Origin of the sequence: Mesorhizobium sp. LSHC420B00, assembly GCF_000503055.1 — a bacterium.
Classification (GTDB): domain Bacteria; phylum Pseudomonadota; class Alphaproteobacteria; order Rhizobiales; family Rhizobiaceae; genus Mesorhizobium.
Window position 1 is genome coordinate 112,624 of sequence record NZ_AYVY01000006.1, and the last position, 21,317, is coordinate 133,940.

Annotated in this window: 23 protein-coding genes; 1 reads left to right on the forward strand and 22 read right to left on the reverse strand. The window is 59.5% G+C overall.

Annotation, left to right across the window (positions count from 1 at the left end; all coding sequences use genetic code 11):
* Positions 1 to 24: 24 nt before the first annotated feature.
* From X760_RS51795 to X760_RS51845, 11 genes are all read right to left on the reverse strand, one after another.
* Positions 25 to 798 carry a Gfo/Idh/MocA family oxidoreductase gene (locus X760_RS51795; protein WP_023718627.1) on the reverse strand — a complete coding sequence of 258 codons (774 nt, stop codon included), beginning with the start codon at positions 796 to 798 and terminating at the stop codon, positions 25 to 27.
* Between the two features lie 127 nt (positions 799 to 925).
* Positions 926 to 1,750, reverse strand: a complete 825-nt coding sequence (locus tag X760_RS51800) for a 3-methyl-2-oxobutanoate hydroxymethyltransferase (RefSeq protein ID WP_023718628.1) — start codon at positions 1,748 to 1,750, stop codon at positions 926 to 928.
* Between the two features lie 9 nt (positions 1,751 to 1,759).
* Entirely contained in the window at positions 1,760 to 2,542 is a 783-nt protein-coding gene (locus X760_RS51805; protein WP_023718629.1) for a hydroxypyruvate isomerase family protein, read from the reverse strand.
* A 1-nt stretch (position 2,543) separates the two neighbouring features.
* Positions 2,544 to 2,852 carry a MocE family 2Fe-2S type ferredoxin gene (locus X760_RS51810; protein WP_023718630.1) on the reverse strand — a complete coding sequence of 103 codons (309 nt, stop codon included), beginning with the start codon at positions 2,850 to 2,852 and terminating at the stop codon, positions 2,544 to 2,546.
* An 11-nt stretch (positions 2,853 to 2,863) separates the two neighbouring features.
* A complete protein-coding gene (locus tag X760_RS51815; protein ID WP_023718631.1) occupies positions 2,864 to 3,823 on the reverse strand; it encodes a sugar phosphate isomerase/epimerase in 960 nt (319 codons plus the stop codon).
* Positions 3,820 to 4,824, reverse strand: a complete 1,005-nt coding sequence (locus X760_RS51820; protein ID WP_023718632.1) for a Gfo/Idh/MocA family oxidoreductase — start codon at positions 4,822 to 4,824, stop codon at positions 3,820 to 3,822. The genes X760_RS51815 and X760_RS51820 overlap by 4 nt, the downstream gene beginning before the upstream one ends.
* Positions 4,825 to 4,910: 86 nt before the next feature.
* Positions 4,911 to 5,756 carry an ATP-binding cassette domain-containing protein gene (locus X760_RS51825; RefSeq protein WP_023718633.1) on the reverse strand — a complete coding sequence of 282 codons (846 nt, stop codon included), beginning with the start codon at positions 5,754 to 5,756 and terminating at the stop codon, positions 4,911 to 4,913.
* A 127-nt stretch (positions 5,757 to 5,883) separates the two neighbouring features.
* Entirely contained in the window at positions 5,884 to 6,903 is a 1,020-nt protein-coding gene (locus X760_RS51830; RefSeq protein ID WP_023718634.1) for an ABC transporter permease, read from the reverse strand.
* A complete protein-coding gene (locus X760_RS51835) occupies positions 6,903 to 7,943 on the reverse strand; it encodes an ABC transporter permease (protein ID WP_051409653.1) in 1,041 nt (346 codons plus the stop codon). Before X760_RS51835 ends, X760_RS51830 begins: the two co-directional genes overlap by 1 nt.
* Positions 7,944 to 8,056: 113 nt before the next feature.
* Positions 8,057 to 9,022, reverse strand: coding sequence for a sugar ABC transporter substrate-binding protein (locus X760_RS51840; RefSeq protein ID WP_023718636.1), 966 nt, complete (start codon positions 9,020 to 9,022; stop codon positions 8,057 to 8,059).
* A 97-nt stretch (positions 9,023 to 9,119) separates the two neighbouring features.
* Positions 9,120 to 10,166, reverse strand: a complete 1,047-nt coding sequence (locus X760_RS51845; protein ID WP_023718637.1) for a sterol desaturase family protein — start codon at positions 10,164 to 10,166, stop codon at positions 9,120 to 9,122.
* Positions 10,167 to 10,338: 172 nt separating this feature from the next.
* On the opposite strand from X760_RS51845, the gene X760_RS51850 reads away from it, so the two are divergent.
* The gene (locus tag X760_RS51850) at positions 10,339 to 11,373 is read left to right on the forward strand and encodes a LacI family DNA-binding transcriptional regulator (RefSeq protein ID WP_031193893.1); all 1,035 of its coding nucleotides are present in this window, start codon (positions 10,339 to 10,341) and stop codon (positions 11,371 to 11,373) included.
* Positions 11,374 to 11,591: 218 nt separating this feature from the next.
* Here X760_RS51850 and X760_RS51855 read toward each other — a convergent pair whose 3' ends face one another.
* From X760_RS51855 to X760_RS51905, 11 genes are all read right to left on the reverse strand, one after another.
* On the reverse strand, positions 11,592 to 12,794 hold the full coding sequence (locus X760_RS51855) for an ABC transporter permease (RefSeq protein ID WP_023718639.1): 1,203 nt from the start codon (positions 12,792 to 12,794) through the stop codon (positions 11,592 to 11,594).
* A 39-nt stretch (positions 12,795 to 12,833) separates the two neighbouring features.
* Complete coding sequence (locus X760_RS51860) at positions 12,834 to 13,649, reverse strand: ATP-binding cassette domain-containing protein (protein WP_023718640.1); 816 nt, start codon at positions 13,647 to 13,649, stop codon at positions 12,834 to 12,836.
* A 61-nt stretch (positions 13,650 to 13,710) separates the two neighbouring features.
* Positions 13,711 to 14,748: a sugar ABC transporter substrate-binding protein gene (locus X760_RS51865; RefSeq protein WP_245278567.1), complete on the reverse strand. Its 1,038-nt coding sequence runs from the start codon at positions 14,746 to 14,748 to the stop codon at positions 13,711 to 13,713.
* Between the two features lie 306 nt (positions 14,749 to 15,054).
* A complete protein-coding gene (locus tag X760_RS51870) occupies positions 15,055 to 16,005 on the reverse strand; it encodes a MurR/RpiR family transcriptional regulator (protein ID WP_245278568.1) in 951 nt (316 codons plus the stop codon).
* Positions 16,006 to 16,122: 117 nt separating this feature from the next.
* Complete coding sequence (locus X760_RS51875; RefSeq protein ID WP_051409654.1) at positions 16,123 to 16,872, reverse strand: GntR family transcriptional regulator; 750 nt, start codon at positions 16,870 to 16,872, stop codon at positions 16,123 to 16,125.
* 171 nt (positions 16,873 to 17,043) lie between these two features.
* On the reverse strand, positions 17,044 to 17,430 hold the full coding sequence (locus tag X760_RS51880) for a Rid family hydrolase (protein WP_023718644.1): 387 nt from the start codon (positions 17,428 to 17,430) through the stop codon (positions 17,044 to 17,046).
* A gap of 104 nt (positions 17,431 to 17,534) precedes the next feature.
* Positions 17,535 to 18,296 (reverse strand): SDR family NAD(P)-dependent oxidoreductase, encoded by a 762-nt coding sequence (locus tag X760_RS51885; protein WP_023718645.1) that lies wholly within the window; start codon positions 18,294 to 18,296, stop codon positions 17,535 to 17,537.
* A 36-nt stretch (positions 18,297 to 18,332) separates the two neighbouring features.
* Positions 18,333 to 19,091 carry an amino acid ABC transporter ATP-binding protein gene (locus X760_RS51890; protein ID WP_023718646.1) on the reverse strand — a complete coding sequence of 253 codons (759 nt, stop codon included), beginning with the start codon at positions 19,089 to 19,091 and terminating at the stop codon, positions 18,333 to 18,335.
* On the reverse strand, positions 19,088 to 19,744 hold the full coding sequence (locus tag X760_RS51895; protein ID WP_023718647.1) for an amino acid ABC transporter permease: 657 nt from the start codon (positions 19,742 to 19,744) through the stop codon (positions 19,088 to 19,090). The genes X760_RS51890 and X760_RS51895 overlap by 4 nt, the downstream gene beginning before the upstream one ends.
* Before the next feature lie 2 nt (positions 19,745 to 19,746).
* Entirely contained in the window at positions 19,747 to 20,409 is a 663-nt protein-coding gene (locus tag X760_RS51900; protein WP_031193898.1) for an amino acid ABC transporter permease, read from the reverse strand.
* Positions 20,410 to 20,465: 56 nt separating this feature from the next.
* Positions 20,466 to 21,290 (reverse strand): transporter substrate-binding domain-containing protein, encoded by an 825-nt coding sequence (locus X760_RS51905; protein ID WP_031193900.1) that lies wholly within the window; start codon positions 21,288 to 21,290, stop codon positions 20,466 to 20,468.
* Between the last annotated feature and the right edge of the window lie 27 nt (positions 21,291 to 21,317).

Below are 21,317 nucleotides of genomic sequence, written 5' to 3' on the forward strand. Positions count from 1 at the left end.
CCGTCACGCCAGAGGTGGTGGACTTCACCACCGTGTTTTCCAGCATGTTCTGCGCCTGCAGTAGCCCTTCGGACCCCAGAAGTTCCACGCGCTGATCATAGCCGTAGACAGCGCGGCGGGAGTTTTGATGACCGCGATCCGGCCGTCCGCGTAGGTCAACGTGACGACAGCCGTGTCGACGTCTCCGGCTGCCCCGATCTCCGGATCGACGATAGAGGATGCCACCGACGTGACCGCTACGGGAGCAGTTCCCATGATGAAATTCGCCATGTCGAAATCGTGGATCATCATGTCCCGGAACAGGCCACCAGATACCTTGATGTAGGCAACCGGAGGCGGCGCCGGGTCGAAGGACGTAATCGACAGGAGTTCGGACTTGCCGATCTCACCTCTGTCAGCGGCCGCCTTCAGAGATGCAAAGTTCGGATCGAAGCGGCGGTTGAATCCTATCATCACCGGGCGGCCAGTTCCGGCGGCAACTTTCTGGCAAGCGTGTGCGCGGGCAAGGCTCAGATCCACAGGCTTCTCGCAAAGCACGGCCTTGCCGGCGACAGTCGCCCGCTCGATCAGGTCGGAGTGAGTATCGGTCGAAGTTGCGATTAGCACCGCGTCGATCGAGACATCGTTGAGTATGGCGTCAGTGGTCCGAGCCTCGGCATCATACTGGGAAGCGAGCTTTTCCGCGGCTGCGGCATTGATGTCCGACACCGCGACGAGCGTGCTGTCGGGATGCGACGAGATAGCCGTCGCGTGAACGCCGGCGATACGTCCGGCACCGAGAAGGCCGACTTTGAGCATAGTTGTCCTCTAGCTTTGCTGTGTGTCTGGTTGATCTTTAGATCAGCGAGAAAGTTTTGAACGCGCTTGCCCGCTGATGGGGGACGAGCCCGTCCCTCCCCATTTGAAGGATGTCTCTGGATCTGGTTTAGGCTTTCGCCTGCTCCAGGAATTGGCGGTATTCCGCCTCCGCGATCGCAACATTGTGCTGCGGCTGCGGGTAGGCTCCCGAACCGACGTCGGCGACGAATTCCTTGAACGCCGCAATCCGCTCCTGTTGGAGCCGCGCATACTCGGCCGCGAAATTGCGATAGGTCTTGGCATGGCGCGGCTTATGGCCATCGGTATGGCCAAGCACGTCCTCGGCGAACAGATATTGCGCATCGGCTCCCGGCCCGGCCCCCATGCCGAGCATGATCATCGAAGTGTTCTTCGAGATGAATGCACCGACTTTGTCAGGGACAACTTCAAGCTCGGCGCCGAAGCAGCCGATGGCCTCAAGCTGCTTCACCTGCTGCCAGACTTTCAGGGCTTCCTGCCCGGTCTTGCCCACCGCCCGAAAGCCTGTCCAGGTGATGTAGGAAGGAATGAGGCCGACATGTGCGACGATTGGCACGTGATTATCGCATAATGTCTTCTGGATGTCATAGGAGGCAGCGCAATAGAAGCAGTCACCTCCCATCGCTGCGAAGTGGAAAGCTGCTCGCAGATAGTCCTCGGCAGTTGCGAGAGGTCGGCCCTCAAAGGTTCCCCAGCCACCATACGGCAGACCGACCTGGACGAAGCAGCGCCCAGCCGCCTCACGCATTTGAGGACTGAAAAAGCGCCCCTCGATCGACAGCATCTGGATCCCCGCCGCGTTCGCGGCCGCGGCCTCTTCTTCCGTGGTGACATAAAGCATCGAGATCTTCTCGCCGCGCGCCTTCATGGCGCGAATGTCTGCGACGGTGGGCCGGGTGTTCTTGGTGACCATTCTTGTTCCTCAGACGGTGAAAGCTTCGCGGAAGGCTAGTAGCGCCGCCTCGGGATCACCGGAGGCAAACGCCTCCATCCCAACCGGCCCGCGGTAGCCCATGTCTTTAAGCGCGCGGGCGATGCCCCGGTAATTGATCTCGCCGGTGCCGGGCTCCATGCGTCCGGGAACGTCGGCCACCTGGACCTCGCCGATCCAAGGCAGACAGGCGCGACAGAGCGCGATCAGATTCCCTTTGCCGATCTGCGCATGGTAGAGATTGAGATTGAGGCGCAGGCCCGGTCGGTTGACGCTCGACACCAGCGCAAGTGTGTCTTCGGCGCGCCCAAACGGCACGCCGGGATGGTCGACCGGAAGGTTCAGATTCTCCAGCGTGAAGGTCACTCCCTCGGCCTCGGCTAGATCCGCGATACGGTTCAGCGTCTCGCGCGCCTTCAGCCACATCGCGCCGGTTATCGTTTCGCAAGGCGTGACCGGCATGCCGCCATCGCCGAGCCCTGTGCCGTGCAAATTGAGCCGCGCGACGCCGAGGCGCTTGCCAACCGCCGCCGTCTCCTTTGCTGTCTTCAACAGTTCGGCGGCACCCTCGTCGTCGGCAAGCCTGCCGCGCAGATAGCCGTTCATGATCGAGAAGATCGCGCCGGATTTCTCCAGCATTGCGAGGTCGTGATCGGGCCAGTTCCAGAGGCCGACCTGGAAGCCTATTTCGGTGAGGCGCTTGACGCGCCATTCCATCGGCCGGTCGCGCCAGAGCATCTCGGCGCATGCCGCAAGCGTAAAGGTATCGGACATGTCAGACCTCGATATACACGCGGCCGTCCTCGACCTTTGTCTTGTAAGTCTTGAGGTTCTCGCACGCCGGTGGCGTCTCTACTTCGCCGGTCGTGAAGTCGAAAACGGAAGCATGCTTGGGGCACTCCACCGTATTCCCCATGACAAGACCGTCGGCAAGGTGGATCTTCTCATGCGTGCAAAGCCCGTCTGTACAATAGAATTCGTCCGCGTCGTTGCGGAAGATTGCGAAGGTACGGTCGCCATTCTCGAAGCGTTTAGCTTCCTCGGCTTCGATTTCATCAGCGGCACAAGCGTCAACCCAGGGCATTGATTCTCTCCTCAGATATCTTGCGGTTTGAAGTCTGCGGGAGCGGACGGCATCACGCCCTGGAGCAGCGCGACGGACTTCTCGAGTCCCTCCAGCGAATTCAGAAGGACGTCTTCGTGCTCGATGGAAAGCCAGCCGTCATAGCCAGCCATCTTGAGTCGGTAGCAGAACTGCCGCCACCACTCCTCGCCGTGCCCGAACCCAAGTGTAATGTAGCTCCAGGACCGTGCCGGAATGTTCATCAGGCTCCCATTCTCAAGCAGCGAGGTCGTTGCCTGAACCGGCCGGTTGAGCATCGTATCCTTGGCGTGAACGTGATAGACGGCCTCGCCTAGCGCGTCGGCGGCAGCGAGAGGATCAGCGCCCATCCAGAACAGGTGCGAGGGGTCGAGATTGGCGCCTAGGACAGGTCCGACCGCTTCCCGCAGTTTCAGGAGCGAGGGCACGTTGTATACGCACTGATTGCCGTGGAGTTCGAGCGCGATGCGATCGACACCGTTTTCCTTCGCCAGCGCCGCGATCTCGGTCCAGAAGGGTATCAGCTTATCTTCCCATTGATATCTAAGGATGGTCTGCGTTTCCGGCGGCCAAGACGAGACGACCCAGTTCGGCATGCTGTCGCCAGCGCTGCCAGCCGGCAGACCGCTCATGGTGCAGACGGTGCGAATGCCCATCTCTCCGGCGACGCGGATCGTGTCTTTCAATCCTTGGCCTTGGGCCGGATCGGTCGGGTGCAGCGGATTGCCGTTTGCGTTGAGGCTGATGATCTCCAGGCCGCGTTCCTCGAAGGCTGCAGCAAACCGCTTCTGCGCTTCCCTGTTACCCAGCATGGACGAAAGCCGGAAATGCGGGGCGGTCGACCAGCCGCAGGCGTTTACTTCGATGCCGGATACCCCCATGCGCTGGGCATGATTAAGCACCGCGTCGAACGGCAGATTGCCGAGACTGTCTGAAACGAAACCCAGCTTCACGCGTAGAACTCCGGCTTTGCAATCATCTGCACAGGCGTACGACGGGCTTCCTTCAACGCACTCACGCCAGCCTCGGCAACGATTGCGGCGCAATAGCCGTCCCAGCAATCCGAGGCGGTCGTGGGGAACTCACCGGTCATGACAAAGCGAAGGAAGTCGCGGTTCTGGCGGCGATAGGCATCATAGTACCTGGTCCGCCAGTCGGCGTCGTAGCTTGTGCTTTGGGCAAGCGCCGACTCCCTGTGGGTGTAGGCAATGTTGTTCGTCGCCACCGCTCCGCGCTCGCCGATCAGTTCGGCGCGGACGTCATAGCCGTAGGCGGCGTTGTTGTTGATCTCGATATTGACGAGCTGCCCGTCCACCGTCTCCAGCACCATGACGACAGGTGCGACACGCGCGTCCGAGCGGCGCGGCTGGAACGCGGAAATAGAGGCATATTCTGTCCCGAGCACGTAACGCACGACGTCGAATTCGTGCGGTGCCGAATTCGTGATGGCCATAGCGCCGGTAAAATCGGCCGCAGGTGTCTCAACATTGCGGTGAAAATTGTGCATCATCAGCGCCCGGCCGAGATGACCATTATCGAGCGCTTGCTTCATTTCCTGATAGGAGCGGTCGTAACGCCGCATGAAGCCGAGCTGGACGAATTTCGCCCCTGCCTTCTGTTCGGTTTCCATCACGGCGATGCAGTCAGCGGACGATTGTGAAAGGGGCTTTTCGCACAGAACGCGCTTGCCCATGGCAATACAGGCCATCGAGAGAGGTGCATGCGTGAAATCGGGGCTCGCAATGATCACGGCGTCCACGTCGTGCCGCGCGATGGCGCCGTTGGGGTCGGTGGCAATGTCGACGGCACCACATGCATCGGCGACCAGGCGAGCGCGCTGCTGATCCATGTCGCAGATCAATTGGAGCTTTGCGCCTGGAAGCTCCTCGGCGACTATCTTGGCATGATCTGCGCCCATCAGGCCGGCGCCGATCACCGCAATGCGGATTGTCATCTTAGTCCTATTCTTTGCGTTTCTAATTTACCGGGCAGCGGCGCGCCGTGATGCGCAGCCGACTTGCCGGGGCTCCAGGGAAGGGTCTACGGAGCGGCTGATCCCTCCAGCACCTGGAAGGACGGCGGATGGCCTTCATGCTCGGCCATGTAACCTTCGACCTGGGCTTCCAGGCCGGCCATGGTCTCGCCGCCAGCCATCAGATCCGTGATCTCCTCGCGGGACCTTTGGCCCTTGCGGAAATCATCGGCGATGGCGCCGCGGATCAGCACCGCGAAATGGTCGCCGACAGTCATGGCGTGCATGACCTGATGGGTGATGAAGACCACCGCCAAGCCACGCTTCTTGGACTCATTGACGATACGCAGCACGTGGGAGGCCTGCTTGACGCCGAGCGCCGCGGTCGGCTCATCCAGGATCAGCACGCGCGCTCCAAAATACACAGCGCGGGCAATGGCAAGCGACTGGCGCTCTCCGCCCGACAGGCCGCCGACTAGGCGGTCACCGTCATCAATGCGGGTAATTCCGAAATCCCGGACCGCTTTCACCGCGATCTCGTTGGCGCGCTTGCGGTCGTAGATCTTGAACGGTCCCCAACCTTTGGTCGGCTCGACGCCGACGAAAAAGGACCGCCCGATGCTCATCAGCGGAAACGTGCCGCCGAACTGGTGCACCGTGGCGATGCCCCGTCCCTGCGCATCACTCGGCCCAGTAAAGGTCACCGGCTGACCATCCATCAGTATCTGGCCGCTGGTTGGTTTGTGGACCCCGGCCAGGGTTTTGATGAGGGTGGACTTGCCGGCGCCATTGTCGCCGAGAAGGCAAAGCACTTCGCCGGCGCGCACCCTCAGCGAAATATCGTGCAGGACATCGATCGGCCCGAAGGATTTGTTGACGCTTTTCAGCTCGAGAATGGCAGGTTTGTCGTTCATGGCGTGCGCACCTCTTCATCTGCGAACCGGCTTGGCTGATGCGGTTGATCGGCCAGGGTATTCATCGAAGCTCGATGCCTGTTGACGGAAGCGAGTTCAGGGCCCGGCTGCTGTAACAACTCGTTTCTCATGGGTTTGCTGGCTCCCGCGGCAGGCTTCGCTTACCCCGCGGTCTGAAGTACAAAGCCAAATCGCGGAACGACTGGTTCATCAGCACGGCCACCAAGAGCATCACACCGATGATCAGGTTCGACCAGTTTCGGTCGATCTGGGTGAAGTAGATGCCCTGGCTGACTATGGCGAAGGTGATGGTGCCGACGAAGATACCAACAACCGACCCGAAACCGCCGGTCAGCAATACGCCGCCCACCACCACGGACACGATGGCGTTGAAGATGAAGTTCATGCCGCCGGAGACTTGGGCGGAATTGAACAGGATCGCCTGGCAGATGCCAACAAAGGTGGCGCTGACTGCGGACAACACAAACAGCGCAATGGTCATGCGGTCTGTCGGAATTCCGGCGTTGCGGGCGCTGACACGATCGCCGCCCATTGCAAACAGCCAGTTGCCGTAACGGGTCTTGTGCAGAACGAAGCCGATGATCACGGCGAATGCGATCCACCAGATGATGATGACCTGGTGACTGCCACCGATTAACTGGCCGAACAGGAATTTGGCCCAGCCCGGCGCGGTCAGGGCAACGCTGGCAGTCCCGGTCAGAAGCACCGAAGCACTGAGCACCACCCCCTGCATGGCGACCAGCGTGGCCAGAGTAATGATTAGCGAGGGCACGGAGGTGCGGATCGTCAGCAGGCCGTTGACCAGGCCGACCGCCACGCCGACTGTCAGCGCCCCAGCAATTCCCACCCCAATGGGCAGTCCGTAATAGCCGGTGAGTATGGCGGTTGTCATGGAACCCGCGGGGATCAAAGCGCCGATGGAGATGTCGAGTTCGCCCGAGATCATCAGCAGCCCGACTGGAATGGCGACAATGCCCAGATTGGCCGCGAAATTGACCCAACTCGCTGCACCAACGAGCGTGCCCAAACTGGCGCCGCCGAACAGAACGAAGAACAGCACGACGCCGATAAGACTGAGGATCGAGCCGGCTTCGGGACGGCGCAGCACCGATTTGATTGCGTCCATCATGACTGCGGCCCCTTCTTCGACGAATAGCTGAGCGCCAGCTGCCGGAAGGTGTCGTTGGTCAGCACCGCGATCAAAAGAAGCGCGCCAATTATGACGCTACCGATGTTGGGATCCATGCTCGTGAAGTAGATGCCCTGGTTCACGATCGAGAAGGTAATCGTGCCAAACACGATGCCAACGATCGAGCCGAAGCCGCCCGTGAGCAGAACGCCCCCAATGACCACACACATGATAGAATTGAAGATGAAGGACTGACCGGCCAGAACCTGCGCACTCTGGTAAACCATCACCTCGCTGACCCCAACGAAAGCGGCGCTGAAGCCGGACAGCATGAACAGACCAATGGTCAGCCGTTTGGTCGGAATGCCGACATTACGCGCGCTCTCCTTGTCACCGCCGAGTGCATAGATCCAGTTGCCTATCGGGGAGATGTGCAATAGCCAGAACAAGCCAATCACGAACACCACCCACCATAGGATCGTGACTTGAAACATGCCGCCGAGATAGTCGCCGAAGATTAGCTTGGTGAGCGGGTCCGGCACGAGCGAGACGCCGGTGCTGCCGGCGATCTTGACGGTGAGACCTAGCGTCAGACCCATCGTGAGGAACATGGTGCCAATGGTGATTGTGAGCGACGGGATGGTGGTTCTCGTCACGAACAGCCCGTTGAGAAAGCCGACAGCGAGGCCGAGACCAAGCGCGGCCGTTATGCCAAGCCAGTTGGGCAACCCATAGTGACCCGAGACGATGGCAGCGGTGAGAGACGCCGCGGGGATCACGGCACCGACCGAGATGTCGAGTTCCCCGGCGATCATCAGCAACCCTATCGGCAGCGCGATGATCCCGATCTCAGACGCGATGTTCAACCAGCTGGCCGTGCCGGCTGCCGACGTGAAGGCACTTCCGCCGAACAGGCCAAAGAAAAGCAGAACTGCGACCAGCCCGAGGAACGAGCCCGCCTCTGGTCGACGCGCCAGCCGGCCGAGGGCTAGTCCGGACCGCGTGCGGTGAGGCGCCGGGGTTAATGTGGACGTCACGGGATGTGCCATTAGGGTAATCCGCGATCACGCGGCCGGCCGCGATGTGGCCGCCGCAGAGAGAGGGAAAAAGGGCCGCCCGCTGTAAAGCGAGGGCGGCCCAGGCGGGAGGATTATCGCGCCCCTGCTTTCACACCGGCGATGGTGGCGTCGACGTTTGTCTTGTCGATGATGCCTGGTCCCGTAAGGATTTCGCGGGTGGGCACCGCCAAGCCGTAATTGACGTGGCCGTTCAGGATCGCTACAGCTAGGTATCCCTGCAGGTAGCCTTGCTGGTCGATCGCGCAGGCTTGCTTGCCATCCTTGATGTTGTTCAGGATGGTTTCGTCAAAGTTCATGCCGCAGAGTTGCACTTTCCCAACCTTGCCGGCCTGGGTAAGGCCGTTCATGGCCGAGTTGGCGTCAACGTTGCCGATGGTAAAGACGGCATTCACGTCCTGGTGCTGCAGCAGATGGGCTTTGACCGCCTGGGCGACGGCCGTTGCCGAGCCGAAGGATGTAGCGGGCAATGGCAGGACGTCGGCTTCGCCACCGCCGTTCTTCATCCCCTCCTTGAAGCCGCCGCAGAAGGCCTCAATATTGGCGGCGCCGGGCAGCGTGTTGATGCAGACGCCCTTCTTGTTGCCGGCCTTGGTGAGGTACTCGCCAGCCGCGACACCGCCTTTGTAGTCGTCTGAGCCGACATAGTTCATGGCGCCAAGACGATCGGCCGCTTTCAGCCCGCCGGCGTTGTAGATGATCAGGGGAATGCCAGCATCCCTCACTGCCTTGAACGCCGGGTCCATCGCTTCCGGCACCCAGTCCGGGCCGACGATGGCGTCGGCCTTCTGATCGATGGCCTGACGGATCAATTCGGCGGCGTCCACGCCCAGATTGTCATAGTTCTGCGGCCCGAGCCAGGTGACCTTGCCACCTTGGGCCTCGACGACCTTGCCAGCGTCTTCAGCACCGCGCTTTACGATCGACCAAAACGGATCGTCCGGCTTGCCGCCAACCACGAAGATATTGGCAGCGAGCGTCGCGCCGGCGCTGAATCCAATCAGCACCGCTGTCGACACGAGTGTCTTGAAAAGCTTCATAATCTTCCTCCCAATTTACCCCGTGGGGTCTCAACAAAAAAGTCTTGCTGTCCCGGGCCCACTCCTCTCAGGCGCAGTCGAAACAGCGTTTGGATCGTTATTCCGCCGGCATTCCAGACGTGGGATCGCTGCGGCCTTCCTGCTGGCCACGCATTTTTTCCTTCTTCTTGCGGAAGCGGGCCTTCATGACCTCATCGGCTTCTTTGCTGCCGTCGTGCCAAGTGCCGAACAGCTTATCGAGGGGTACCAGCCCATCACCGCCGTAGTTCACCTCGAAATACTTGTGGTGTAGGTAGTGCACGTACGAATGGCTATCGAGTTTAACCTTGTCGGTGATTTCGAATGTCTCGAAGCCGAGGTGGCCGTTCACCGCTCCAAATCCCGCTCCGTGCAGCGTGAAGTAGGCGCAGACCGGATTAGAAAGGATCAACAGGTGCAGCCAGGCTTCAGCATGATAGAGGAAGCCTTCGCCTGGGTGCATCGACAGCGACGACCAGGGACTTGGATTGATCGAGTTATGGTGGACCGAATGCACCCATTTGTAGAGCGGCGGCCAATGGATCGCCCGGTGAAGGAAGAAGAAATAGACCTCATGCACGGCCGGCGCGATAAGCACCAGGAACGAGAGGTAAAGCCAATTCGTCGTCCATGGCAGCCAGACCGCCCAGCTGTTTGCATAGACCCACAGCATCACGATCTCGACCACTGTCCATAGTGGTATCGTGACGAAAAACGAGCGGGTGAAATTGTCGATGTTCTGGCTTTGAAACCAAAACACGTCAGACGGCGCGTCCGAAGGGAATTTTGGATTATATTTGAAGCGGTTCTGTTGCTTCCGCTGGAAGTAATAGCGCAGCTCGAAGAAGCCATAGAAAAGGAATATGCCGGCGGCGTTTAGGCCGTATAGCCAGAAGTAGTTGAGAACTGAGAAGGTCGCGAGGCTCTGCCAGCTTGGGATAAGGAAGTTCACCCAAATAATCGACGTGGCAATATGAAAGGCGTTCCACGGCCAGAGAAATTCAGGAATCCACGCCACCACCTTCTTTGCATTGAACGGATGATGCCAGATTGGCGCCGGCTCGGCCCGGCGATGCGGAGCCCAGTTACCGCGTTTATCGCGCGTTCCATACTGAAGGTCATCCATCGTAACAGCGCCTCCCTGCGGAGCTATTCCCAACTGGGCTCGTCCAAACATCGGCCCTCAATTGGGTGGCATTCATATCGGAGTCTTGATATTTCTAGAAGGCGAAAATAGTATCAAAGCGACATTTGTATCATTTAATATCAGTCATGATGATATAGATGGGATGGAGCTCATGAGGCGACCGACAATCCACGATCTCGCTACTGCGGCAGGCGTTTCGGTGGCGACCGTGAATCGAATTCTAAGTGGCACCGTTTCAGTACGCCCGAAGACCGCCCAACGAGTACAAAGCGCAGCGGAGGAAATTGGGTTTTACGGAATCGGAGCCATTGATGATCGGGCTCGTAAAATATCTCCACACTACCGATTGGGCTTCCTGCTTCAGCAGTCGACCCGTGATCTCTACCAATTGTTCGGGAAGAAGATTATTGCCGCCTGTCGCGAGCGTCGCGACGAGGTCATCGATCCAATAGTCGACTTCGTGGATCTGCTGACGCCGGAGACAATCGCGAGCGGTCTGATTGCGCTGGGCGATTCATGCGACGCCGTTGCGGTGGTCGCGGCAGATCATCCCATCATTGGCCAGGCCATCCGTTCGCTGAACGAGATGGGCAAACCGGTTGTCTCCTACATCACGGATCAGTCCGCGCCGGAAAGGGCCGCATATGTAGGCACCGACAACTGGAAGCTGGGGCGCACTGCAGCCTTCCTGATTACCCAAACCACTCACGGACCGGGTCGTATAGCGGTTTTCATAGGCAACCACCGGTATCAATGCCAGGATGTGTCAGACGCCAGTTTCCGTTCCTATTTGCGCGAGCACGCTCCACGGCTAGCGGTAGAGGAAAGCCGTCCGACCCACGAGGAAGCCAGTGAGGCCTATCGAATGGTGACTGAGCTTCTGAAATCGACTGACGATCTTGTCGGAATTCTGATCGTCGGCGGCGGAATAACTGGTGTACTTCGTGCCTTGAGGGAGGTGTCTCCTGAGCGGCGGTCGGGTATCAAAGTAGTATGCCGTGACATTGGACCCGAAACTCGAAAGGGACTGTCTGAGGGCCTGATCACTGCAGCTCTTTGCCACCCGCTCGAATCGACCTCGGCCCTTCTTGTCCAAACGATGATCGATGTCATTGGACCGCAAGCACCATTTGCCACCCTTCAGCGATCCATACCTTTTGAAATCGTCACGCCGGAGAATATCTGACGCAGATGTCAGCTACTGGCGCGGGCGTCCTGCGACCCGATAGGATGTCGCTTTCAGGTGACGCACAAACGGACCTCAACGGCTATATTTGGGCGCGGAGCGGCTATGCCCTGCTTCACCTGCGAGTCTGCTTCGGGTCAGATCGCGTCATCGAACCTTCGAAACTGAACGACCGCCAAGGTATCGAATTCGGTCGTTCAGAGTGGGTTTGAAGCAAATCAGAAATTCTGCTGACCCATGGCCTTTTCGATCAGCTTGTCGATTGATACCGCCAGCACGAGAAGCAGTCCCGTCACGATGAGGCGAACGTAGTTCTCGACGCCCATCAGGTTGAGCCCGTTCTGGACTGTTCCGATAACAAGCGCGCCCAACAGGGCCGCGTGAATGGAGCCGCGGCCGCCGAACAGGCTGACGCCGCCGATGACGGTGGCGGCAATTGATTCCAGCAGCAGCGTGCCGCCCCCTACTCCGCCACCGGAGAAGACGCCAACGCCTAGTGCCCGCGACGCGCCCAGTACGCCAGCCAGCGCAGCGATAGCGCCGGCAATAGCGAAGGCCGCCATCTTGATGCGCGCAACCTTGACGCCGGCCCGTCGCGCAGCCTCGTCATTGTTGCCGACCGCATAAAGATAGAGGCCGAACCGGGTTTCCTTGAGGATATACCCGCCTATCCCGAGCAGGATCGCAAAGATCAAAACCACAACTGGTATGCCCTGATGTGCGTTGAGGATCATCACGACGATGGCGCCAAAAATCGCGGCCGCGCCGAGCGGCAGCACAAATCGGCTGAACAGGGAAGCTTCCAGACCGGCGCGCTTTCTGCGGGCAATGCCCGACAGGACCAGAGCGGCAAACGCGACGAGCCCAATCGCCAGCGCGCTCCATGACGTGATCCCCGAAATCTTAGTCTCTGCAATCTTGTCGATACCGGTTCCCATCAAACCGTAGCGGGCGGTCGGAGGCAAAAGCACGAGTTGCAAGCCATTGAGAGCCAGTCCGAGCCCCAGCGTCACCACGAAGGACGGTACGCCGACAAACGTGACCCAGCGCGCCGAAAAGCTGCCGATAGCAGCACCCATTACGATTGCGACCGTCACCGCCAGCCAGGGCGAAACGCCGTAGTCGACAACCAGCTTGGCCATCAGGACCGATGTCACGCCGTTGATCGCTGCGACCGACAAGTCTATTTCCTTGACCAGCAGCACGAACATCAGACCGATCGCCATGATGCCCACAACCGTGCTCTGGACGAGCAGGTTCGACAGGTTCTGCGGTGTCAGGAAGACATTGCTCTGGAGCGCGAAGAACACCCACAGCGCCACCAGCCCGATTATGACGGGCAGCGCACGCATGTCGCTGTTGAGCACTTCGCCGATGGTGCGGCGTTTGACGTCACCGGAAGCGGCGGCCGAGTTTGCCATTCTTGACGTATCCTTCTGATACTTTTCGCCCCGCGGGGCTCAGCCAGCGAGGTTGACTGCCTCGTTGCCACCGACCATCGCGTTGACCACTTGCTCGCCTGTCACTTCACTCGATTTAAAACTCGCGACGTTCGCGCCCAGGCGCATGACCTCTATGCGGTCGGTGGCGTTGACGACGAAATTGTGGATGTCGTGGCTAACCACGACTATGCCGAGCCCTTCGTCGGCCAACGTGCGGACCAGGGCCGAGACCTGTTCGGCTGCGGAGTGGCTGAGTGCGGCTGTCGGCTCGTCGAATATGACGACCTTCGGCGTCCACAGAATGGAACGTGCGATGGCTATGTTCTGTCGCTGGCCGCCAGACATTGCTCCGACAGGACGCGTCAGTGACAGCTGGCCGAGTCGCATGCGCGTCAGCACCTCGCGGGCACGAACTTCGCACTCGGCACGCCGGATCCGTCGGCCGAACCATGTCGGACCGGTCAGCTCGCGCCCGAGAAACAGGTTCTGCACGGCGTCCAGATTGTTGCAGAGCGCTAGATCCTGATAGACGGTCTGGATCCCAAGGGCAGTGGCGTCGGCAGGATTGCCGATTTTCGCCGGTTGGCCTTCGATGGTGTACTCTCCAGAGTCGAAGCCGAAGACGCCCGCCATGATCTTGACGAGCGTGGACTTGCCGGCGCCGTTGTCGCCGACCAGGGCGACCACCTCGCCGGCGTGGACGTCCACCGAAGCCCCCTGAAGAGCATGGACCGACCCGAACGACTTACGGATATTGCGCATCGAAATTAGCGGCGTGGATTTATGCGCCGCACGAACATCGGCGCCGCCGCGGGTTGCTGCCGCTTTGACCATCAGGCTCCTCCCATCAGGTGACCGAAGGACAGCGAGCGCCGCTGTCCTTCGGTCGATCTCGCTATTTGTTGTTCTTCTTGCAGACTTCGGTGTCTTCGATGCCCTTGCAGATTTCTGGCCAGGTCCAGACGCCGGCGGTGACGACGTCCGAGAGATTATCCAAGGTGATGTTCTTCACCGGCAGGAAGACAGCCGGCACATCCATGAACTTGTTGTTCACTTTGCCGTTGATCAGATCCTTTGGCACTCCTTTGCCATCCAGGATCGAAGCCACGACGTCCGCCGCATAGGTCGCTTCAACCTTGAGATCCTTGAGCACGGAGTTGTCCTGCCATCCCTGTGCGACGTACCGCAACGCTTCAACGGTCGCGTCCTGTCCGCCGGTCACCAGCTTGTCGCCAGGCTTGGCCCCCTGGCTGATCAGAGCGGCAACCGAGCCTCCGGTGGTACCGTCATTCATGCCGAGGAAGACATCGACATCACCGCCATTGCGGGTCAGGCAGTCTTCGGCGAAAGATTGAGCCAGCGCCGGATCCCAGTTCTGCGTGTACTGCTCGCAGACGACCTTCACCTTGCCGGAATCGATCAACGGCTGAAGGAATTCGTTCTGGCCCTTTTCATACTGGCCTGTACCGTATTCGCCCTCATTACCCTTCACGCGCGCAACCTTGACCGGCGACTTCTTCATTGCGCTGATCAGCTCGGCGGCGCGCTTGCCTTGGGCTTGGCCAACTGACAATGAGTCGAAGACGACGTGCGCTTCGGCCTTGCCGCCGACCGCGTCGTGATCATAAAGGACCACCGGCACCTTCGCATCAGCTGCCGCCTTAAGACTGCCAGCGGCGAGGTTTGCGTCCGTCGCCGCGAGCACGATCACGCTGGCGCCTTGGGTGATGGCGTCTTCGACCAGCCGCTGCTGCCGCGCCGGATCCCCCTCGCCATTCTGCACGGTCACCTGAGCGTTCGGCGCCTTCTCCTTCATTGCCGCGACAAAGAACGGCGCGTCCCGGCTTGTGAAGCGAATTGTCGTGGTATTCGGCAGTAAAAAGAACACTTTCTTGGCATCTTGAGCATGTGCCGCCGCCAAGGCGCTTGCCATAGCGGTTGCCGTCAGAAATGCGGTCAGAAGTCGCTTCATAGTTTCCTCCCATGGAATACTCAGTTCGCCCCCCTTCACGACGGCACGGGGCACCCCCGAACCGGTTTAAGGATAGGCTGCAACGAAAATTGCAAGATATAAATATTCCGCAATGAACGATGTGTCAACGATGCGACAATGAAATCTTTGCATCATGCGAAACGCGCAATTTCTATTGCGACATCCAGGTTCGAGTGCACCTGGCGCGCTTGGTTCGCAACCGGAATGCCAAGGACGCGGAACGCCCGGGTTGTTGTCGGGGAACCGCTACTGCCCGGTGACGGTGGGTATGCGCGGACTGACAGCGTTGTTCTGCAGTCGCGCCGCGAGTGCAACCGTCAGCGCCTGGGCGAGGCACATTGGGGCGGCAAGCGAACGGGAAAAGGTATATTCATGCTCCGGTACGGCGAAGAGAACACTGGCGTTCTTGGCTAGCGGAGACAGCGTGCTGTCGGAAATAGCAATTATCGGAACTTCGCTGCGAGCGGCCTCTTCCACGACATTGACCACTTCATTGGCGTAGAAGCGAAAGGACACGGCAAACAAGACATCGGTCTTGCGGATCATGCGCGCCATATGCGTAGCAAGTCCGCCGCCGGGATCAAGCAGCACGCAACGTTTGCCCAGCATCGTCAAGATATAGCGGAGAAGTTCGACCACAGGCGTCGATCGCAACTGCCCGATCAGGTAGATCGCGTCGGCCTTTTCGAGAAGGGTCACTGCCTTGGCCAGATCCTCGGGTGGTATCTGTGTCAGCATGTCCTGAAGCGAGGCAATGTCGCGAACCACGAGGTCGCGCATGAATCCGACTTCGCTACGATCTGTTCGCGCTCCCAATTCGCCTTCCAGCGCCTTGATACGAGCCTCGAAGCCGGGCGCGGCGGTCGACAGGCGCTTCTGAAAGAGAGACTGGAGTTCCTTGAAGCCTTCATAACCGAGCGCCTGCGCAAAGCGCACGAAGCTTGAGGCATGCACTCCGCTGCTATCCCCAATTGCATTCACCGACCTGACAGCAACGTCGTTAGGATTCTGGGTGAGATAGAGCGCGATCTTTTGGTAGGATTTGCTCATTTCGTCGTAGCGGTCGTGGATGAGCCGGATGAGCTCTTCATAGTCACGCGGCGCTTCAGCGGTCGGTTTCATGTTGCACTCTTTCGCAATATTCATTGCACAATGACGCGTCTGCGTCGATTCTGCTAGTGAAATCAGGTGCAACATTGTTTAAGCAAAAGCGCGTGCATGTTGGCGATCAAGCCCGAGCCGCATCATGACCTAGATGCCGAAATCGGGAGGACAATCAACGCGCGAAGATGCTTCGTGCGAGGCCGTCCCTTGCTACCGACGTGAGGGTCGACCGGTCTTCACGCTGTTGCGGCTCGCCCCATCTGATTCACTGTCGGCAATCAGCGAAAGGTAGCGCTCGAGAGCCTTCGAGAACTTGGCTTGCCAGATCTCATGCGCCGTGCGGAGATCTCCGTCGCGCAAGCTTTCGAGTAGCTTGACGACATACTTCTCGGCGTCGCCCTTTCGGTCTGTATAGACAACGCCCAACTGATGGTTGAAGCGCCTCACATCTGCGGTCAGCTCGGAAAAGTAGCGGATGGTCCGCTGCAATCCCGTCGCGTCAATGATCGCTTGCTGGAACTCAAGATCGTTGCGAACGGTCTCGACCTGGCTATCGAGGTTAGCAAACTTGACGGCATTCTCAGCCAATTTTTCGAGACGCTTGAGGTCAACCGAAGCTAGGCGACCTGGTTCCGCGAGCAGATGGTCCAGGGCAATTTTTCCTAGAGCCATCCGGATATTGTAGACTTCGATGACGCTGTCTGCGTCCACCGCCCTGACAGATGCTCCCTTGTTCCGCTTGATCTCGACGAACCCCTCGCGAGCAAGCAGGCGCAATGCTTCCCGGACCGGATGCCGGGAGACGTTCAACATGTCGGTAAGCTGTTGCTCGACGAGCCGGTCGCCGGGCTTGAAGTGCCCGGCAATGATCGCGTTCCGGATTTGCTCCGCAGCGAACTGCGTGCTTTCCATCTGCGTCATGGGAGCCAGAATGGCGCCTGTTTCATTTGCGTGTCGCATCAGGATCCTCATAAGGCGACCGCAGGAGATCGGCTGCACAGNCCAGAATGGCGCCTGTTTCATTTGCGTGTCGCATCAGGATCCTCATAAGGCGACCGCAGGAGATCGGCTGCACAGGCATTCGGAATGTAGACTATATACGAATGCGATAATCTAATGAGAAGCCTGCCACTAAGCTATCCGTACGGAATAAGTGGAAAACGTTCTGTCCCGCCTGACTTGCCGTTTGAGCGAGACCACCAGGTTCTTCGCCGGAAGGGAGCCAGCACCACGATACGCAGTGAGCTCTATTTCGAAGAGATACTCAGGTCCGCCCAACGGACCACAGCTGACGCAGCTTGCCGGAGAGATGTCCCGGAACTTCTCGCCCATATAGGCCATGACTTCCGGGACGTCTTCCTGGCGCGGAATGAAGATGCGTCGCCGCACAACATCCGCAAGGCTGCTGCCGACCGCCTCAAGCGCGCCTTCGACGTTCTTCATCGCTTGCCTTGCCTGCTCGACGGCCGTCTCAGGCATCACACGGGTCTTGTAGTCGCGTCCTGCGGTCAGGGACATGAAGATCCAGTGTCGAGGGCGACGATCCGCGAATAGCCTTCCTTCTCTTCCAGGATGCTGCCGGACTTTAGCTTCACGAGTTCCATGCCGTTCTCCAGTGCTGATCAGATCGAGATGCCGCCATCGATCGCCACCGTCTGACCGGTGATCAGCGCGCCGGCGAAACCGAGGAAGACGATAAGCTCCGCGACATCCGCCGTGGTGCAGACTTTCTTCAGAGGTGTGCTGGCGAGGGTGCTCTGGCGACGCTCCACCGACCATTCAATCGCCCACGAACTTTCGACGACGCCGGGCGCCACCGCGTTGACCCGCACATCGGGCGCGAGCGCACGCGCCAGGTTCTTCGTCAGGTTGATGACCGCGGCCTTGGAGCCGCTATAGGCGATGGTGCTGGCCACGGCGCCGAAGCCGGCGATGGAAGCGGTGTTCACGATCGAACCTTTGGCCACCTTGAGAGCAGGCGCCGCGGCCTTCGAGCACCTGAAAACGCTCATCAGGTTGACGTTCAGCAGATTTGCCCAAAGCTCCTCCGTTATGCTGTCCAGGTCGTTGATCGGCACCGGGACCTTCACGCCCGGTATTCCCGCGTTGTTGACAAGCAGATCGAGACGGCCGAGCTTCGCCACCGCCTCGAGCACCATTGCCTTGGCCTGCCCGGCGTCGCCGACATCGCCTGGAGCACCGATAACGTCGAGCCCCTCTCTTTGGAGCCCAGCGAGAGCAGCCTCGCCCCTCTGGTCGGCCGGTAGATAGTTGATTGCGACCTTGGCGCCTGCCTTGGCCATCATGCGCGCGGTTTCGAGGCCGATGCCCGACGCGCCCCCGGTGACAAGCGCCGCCTTTCCCGTGAGATTGAACGAGATCATGAGTTACCCTTCGATGCTGCGTTTGGATGGAATTCGCTAGGCGACTGAGCTTCTGACGATTTCAAGGGGCTTGCGATTCTCGCGCCGCAGGAACTTCTGTGTCTGTTCTTTGCGGGGATTGTCGATCACCTCTTCGGCCGTGCCGATTTCGCAGACTTCGCCCTGGCAGAGAAAGGCCACGCGGTCCGCCGATTCCCGAGCGAAATTGATGTCGTGCGTGACAACCACCATCGTCATGCCTTCGCTCTTCAGGAGGCGCATGGTCTCAAGCACTTCGCCGACTAGTTCGGGATCCAGGGCGGAGGTGACCTCGTCGAAGAGCATGTAGCTCGGCTCCATTGCAAGCGCTCGGGCGATGGCGAGACGCTGCTGCTGGCCGCCTGAGAGCTGAGACGGCAAGCTGTCGCCCTTGTCGCCCAGCCCCACATGCTCGAGGTGCTTCTGCGCAAGTGCGCGCGCCACAGCGCGGCTTCGCTTTGAGACCACCCGGGGTGCCAGCGCGACATTTTCCAGCGCCGTGAGGTGCGGGAAGGCGTTGTACTGCTGGAAGACGATGCCCAGCTTGCTGCGCAGCTTGTTGATATCCGTCTTCGGATCGTGGACGCTGATGCCGTCTACGAGGATCTCGCCACCCTGGATCGGTTCGAGCCCGTTGATGCATTGCAGGAGCGTAGATTTTCCCGACCCGCTCGCGCCAATGAGGCAGACGAGTTCGCCCTTTTCGACCGTGAGATCGATGCCCTTGAGCACGATCACCGATCCGAAGGCCTTCTGGACGTTGCTGATGCGGATCATACGCGGACCTTTCTTTCGAGGTGCCGGCTGTACCGGGAAACAGGATAGCAGATAAGGAAATAGAAAAGCCCCGCACCCATCAGCAGCAGCCAGGTCTCATGTGTCCTGGTGATGAGTATCTGGGTGGAACGCATATATTCGATGTAGCCGACCACGCCTGCGAGAGCGCTGTCCTTGATCAGGCTGAGGACGAGCCCGATCCACGGAGCCAGACCCGTCCTGAATGCCAGGGGCATGGATATGTACAAGAGCTCCTGGTAGCCGTTCATGCCGAGCGAGCGAGCGCTCTTGCGGTATTGAACCGGGACTGAGAGCAGGCTCGCCCGGACCACCTCGGCAGTTACTGCCGACATCCAGGCACCAAGTGCGACGGTACCGAACCAAAAGGGTGAAGTGCCGAAGCCCAGGATCGATAGAAGGCTGTTGGCGAGTATCAGCTGGATGATCATCGGCACGCTGCGCAGGATGTCGATGAAGGGGGCCGTGGCGATCCTCACGGTCATTGACACGGTGCGCAACCAGCCAAGGACGATCCCGGCAAGGGTGCCGACAAGGGTTGCTGCGGCGGCCAGCCTGACGGTGTTGAGCAGCCCCTGAGCCAGGAAATAAGCATCCGACCAGGCGAGGCCTTGGTTTGCGAACTGAAACTGCACGCCTAGCTCCTGTATATGAGGCGGAAGGCCAGGTGGGACGAGAACTGCAGCCCTTTGGCGATGAGGTAATAGATCAGCGCCGTGACCAGAAAGAACTCGAATGTCCGGAAGGATGCGGACTGCGCGTACTGCGTGGCGCCCGAGAGCTCCTGCAGTCCGACCAGCATGCCAAACGAGGTGTTCAGCATTCCCCAGATGCCTTGAGTGACATAGGCGAGGAAGATCACCTTGAACATCTGTGGAAAGATCACATGGATGAAGCTCTGCGGGCTGGTCATGCCGAGTGAGCGCGAAGCCGACAGCTGCTGTCGCGGGATGGCGTTGAGACCACCCCTGAAGATTTCTGTCATGTATCCGGCGTTGTTGAAGGAAACGGAGATGAGGACGGCGGCGTAGCTGGGGATGTTGATGTGGAAGGCGCCCAGCCCGAAATAAAATAGATAGAGCTGAAAGACAGCAGGCGTGTTGCGCGACAGCTCCACCCACCAGGTCGAAAACCGGTAGGCCCATCCCTCGCCCTGCTGGCGCGCGACAGCCATGGGCATCGCAATGAGCGTGCCGATAATGAAGGCGAGAATGGTGATCTGGATCGTCACCCAGGCTCCGGCCAGCAGCAGGGGCAGTGAATCCCAGACTATGGACCAGTAGAACTGATAGCCGTTCATGCCAATCATCCCATGCTCATGCCGGCAGGGTTTTCCTGCCGGCATAAGCTCTATGCTTAGAAGTTAATGCCTTCAGCTGTCAGCGGCGGCAGCGGACCATTGCCGTAGTACTTGTGGTACACCTCGGCCCAACGCCCGTTCGAAACCTGAGTGAACACGAAAACCCGCGCCCAGTTCAGGAATTGTTGGTCGTCACGTTTGACGGCAATCGATCCGAAGTCGGCGAGAGGGGCAAGTCCGGCCATCACGAACTCTGGGAACTGACCACTTTGCGATAGCGAGTTGAAGACGGCGACATTGATCACGATGGCGTCGATCTTGCCCTGCTGCAGAGCCAGGAAGGTTTCCGCATCGCTCGCAAAGCCGGTGTAGGTCGCACCCGTACCCTCCCAGCCCTTGCCCAGCTCATCCTTGAAGAGTTGCTCAGGCGTGGTGCCAACGACACCACCAAGCTTCTTGGATGCCAGGTCAGAGTATTTGGCGATGCCGGTGTCCTTGCGGGTCACGACTGCCATGACGTTGTTGGTGTATGGCTGGGTGAACGCCACGGTCAGCGCACGTGCCGGGGTCGGCGTAGTCGAGGCGATAAGGACGTCGATGCGGTTCGAAACCAGCGCCGGGATACGATCCGGCGAAGGCGTCTCGATGATTTCCGGCTCTGCGCCAAGCGCCTTTGCCATGTCCTTGCAGTACGTCACGTCATACCCGTCGGGCTCGTTGTTCGAGTCGCGGAAGCCGGCAGGCGGACTGTCCAGCATGATGCCACAACGCAGCTTTTTGTTCTTGATGATCGTGTCGAGCGCGGAGTCGGCATGCGCCTGACCAGCCAGCGTGAATGTGGCGACCGCCGTAGCCAGCAGAGCCCTCATAACCATTTTCATTTCATTCCCCTTTTCTTTGTTGCAGAC

Bases quoted from the DNA above. Each gene is read 5' to 3' on its own strand.
- X760_RS51830 (WP_023718634.1), bottom strand. From the start codon at position 6,903: ATGGACGCAATCAAATCGGTGCTGCGCCGTCCCGAAGCCGGCTCGATC.
- X760_RS51890 (WP_023718646.1), bottom strand. From the start codon at position 19,091: ATGATCCGCATCAGCAACGTCCAGAAGGCCTTCGGATCGGTGATCGTG.
- X760_RS51855 (WP_023718639.1), bottom strand. From the start codon at position 12,794: ATGGCAAACTCGGCCGCCGCTTCCGGTGACGTCAAACGCCGCACCATC.
- X760_RS51885 (WP_023718645.1), bottom strand. From the start codon at position 18,296: ATGATCTCGTTCAATCTCACGGGAAAGGCGGCGCTTGTCACCGGGGGC.
- X760_RS51880 (WP_023718644.1), bottom strand. From the start codon at position 17,430: ATGTCCCTGACCGCAGGACGCGACTACAAGACCCGTGTGATGCCTGAG.
- X760_RS51870 (WP_245278568.1), bottom strand. From the start codon at position 16,005: ATGTTGCACCTGATTTCACTAGCAGAATCGACGCAGACGCGTCATTGT.
- X760_RS51820 (WP_023718632.1), bottom strand. From the start codon at position 4,824: ATGACAATCCGCATTGCGGTGATCGGCGCCGGCCTGATGGGCGCAGAT.
- X760_RS51865 (WP_245278567.1), bottom strand. From the start codon at position 14,748: ATGGCAAGCGCCTTGGCGGCGGCACATGCTCAAGATGCCAAGAAAGTG.
- X760_RS51860 (WP_023718640.1), bottom strand. From the start codon at position 13,649: ATGGTCAAAGCGGCAGCAACCCGCGGCGGCGCCGATGTTCGTGCGGCG.
- X760_RS51845 (WP_023718637.1), bottom strand. From the start codon at position 10,166: ATGGATGACCTTCAGTATGGAACGCGCGATAAACGCGGTAACTGGGCT.
- X760_RS51850 (WP_031193893.1), top strand. From the start codon at position 10,339: ATGAGGCGACCGACAATCCACGATCTCGCTACTGCGGCAGGCGTTTCG.
- X760_RS51875 (WP_051409654.1), bottom strand. From the start codon at position 16,872: ATGCGACACGCAAATGAAACAGGCGCCATTCTGGCTCCCATGACGCAG.
- X760_RS51810 (WP_023718630.1), bottom strand. From the start codon at position 2,852: ATGCCCTGGGTTGACGCTTGTGCCGCTGATGAAATCGAAGCCGAGGAA.
- X760_RS51805 (WP_023718629.1), bottom strand. From the start codon at position 2,542: ATGTCCGATACCTTTACGCTTGCGGCATGCGCCGAGATGCTCTGGCGC.
- X760_RS51800 (WP_023718628.1), bottom strand. From the start codon at position 1,750: ATGGTCACCAAGAACACCCGGCCCACCGTCGCAGACATTCGCGCCATG.
- X760_RS51905 (WP_031193900.1), bottom strand. From the start codon at position 21,290: ATGAAAATGGTTATGAGGGCTCTGCTGGCTACGGCGGTCGCCACATTC.
- X760_RS51795 (WP_023718627.1), bottom strand. From the start codon at position 798: ATGCTCAAAGTCGGCCTTCTCGGTGCCGGACGTATCGCCGGCGTTCAC.
- X760_RS51825 (WP_023718633.1), bottom strand. From the start codon at position 5,756: ATGAACGACAAACCTGCCATTCTCGAGCTGAAAAGCGTCAACAAATCC.
- X760_RS51900 (WP_031193898.1), bottom strand. From the start codon at position 20,409: ATGAACGGCTATCAGTTCTACTGGTCCATAGTCTGGGATTCACTGCCC.
- X760_RS51840 (WP_023718636.1), bottom strand. From the start codon at position 9,022: ATGAAGCTTTTCAAGACACTCGTGTCGACAGCGGTGCTGATTGGATTC.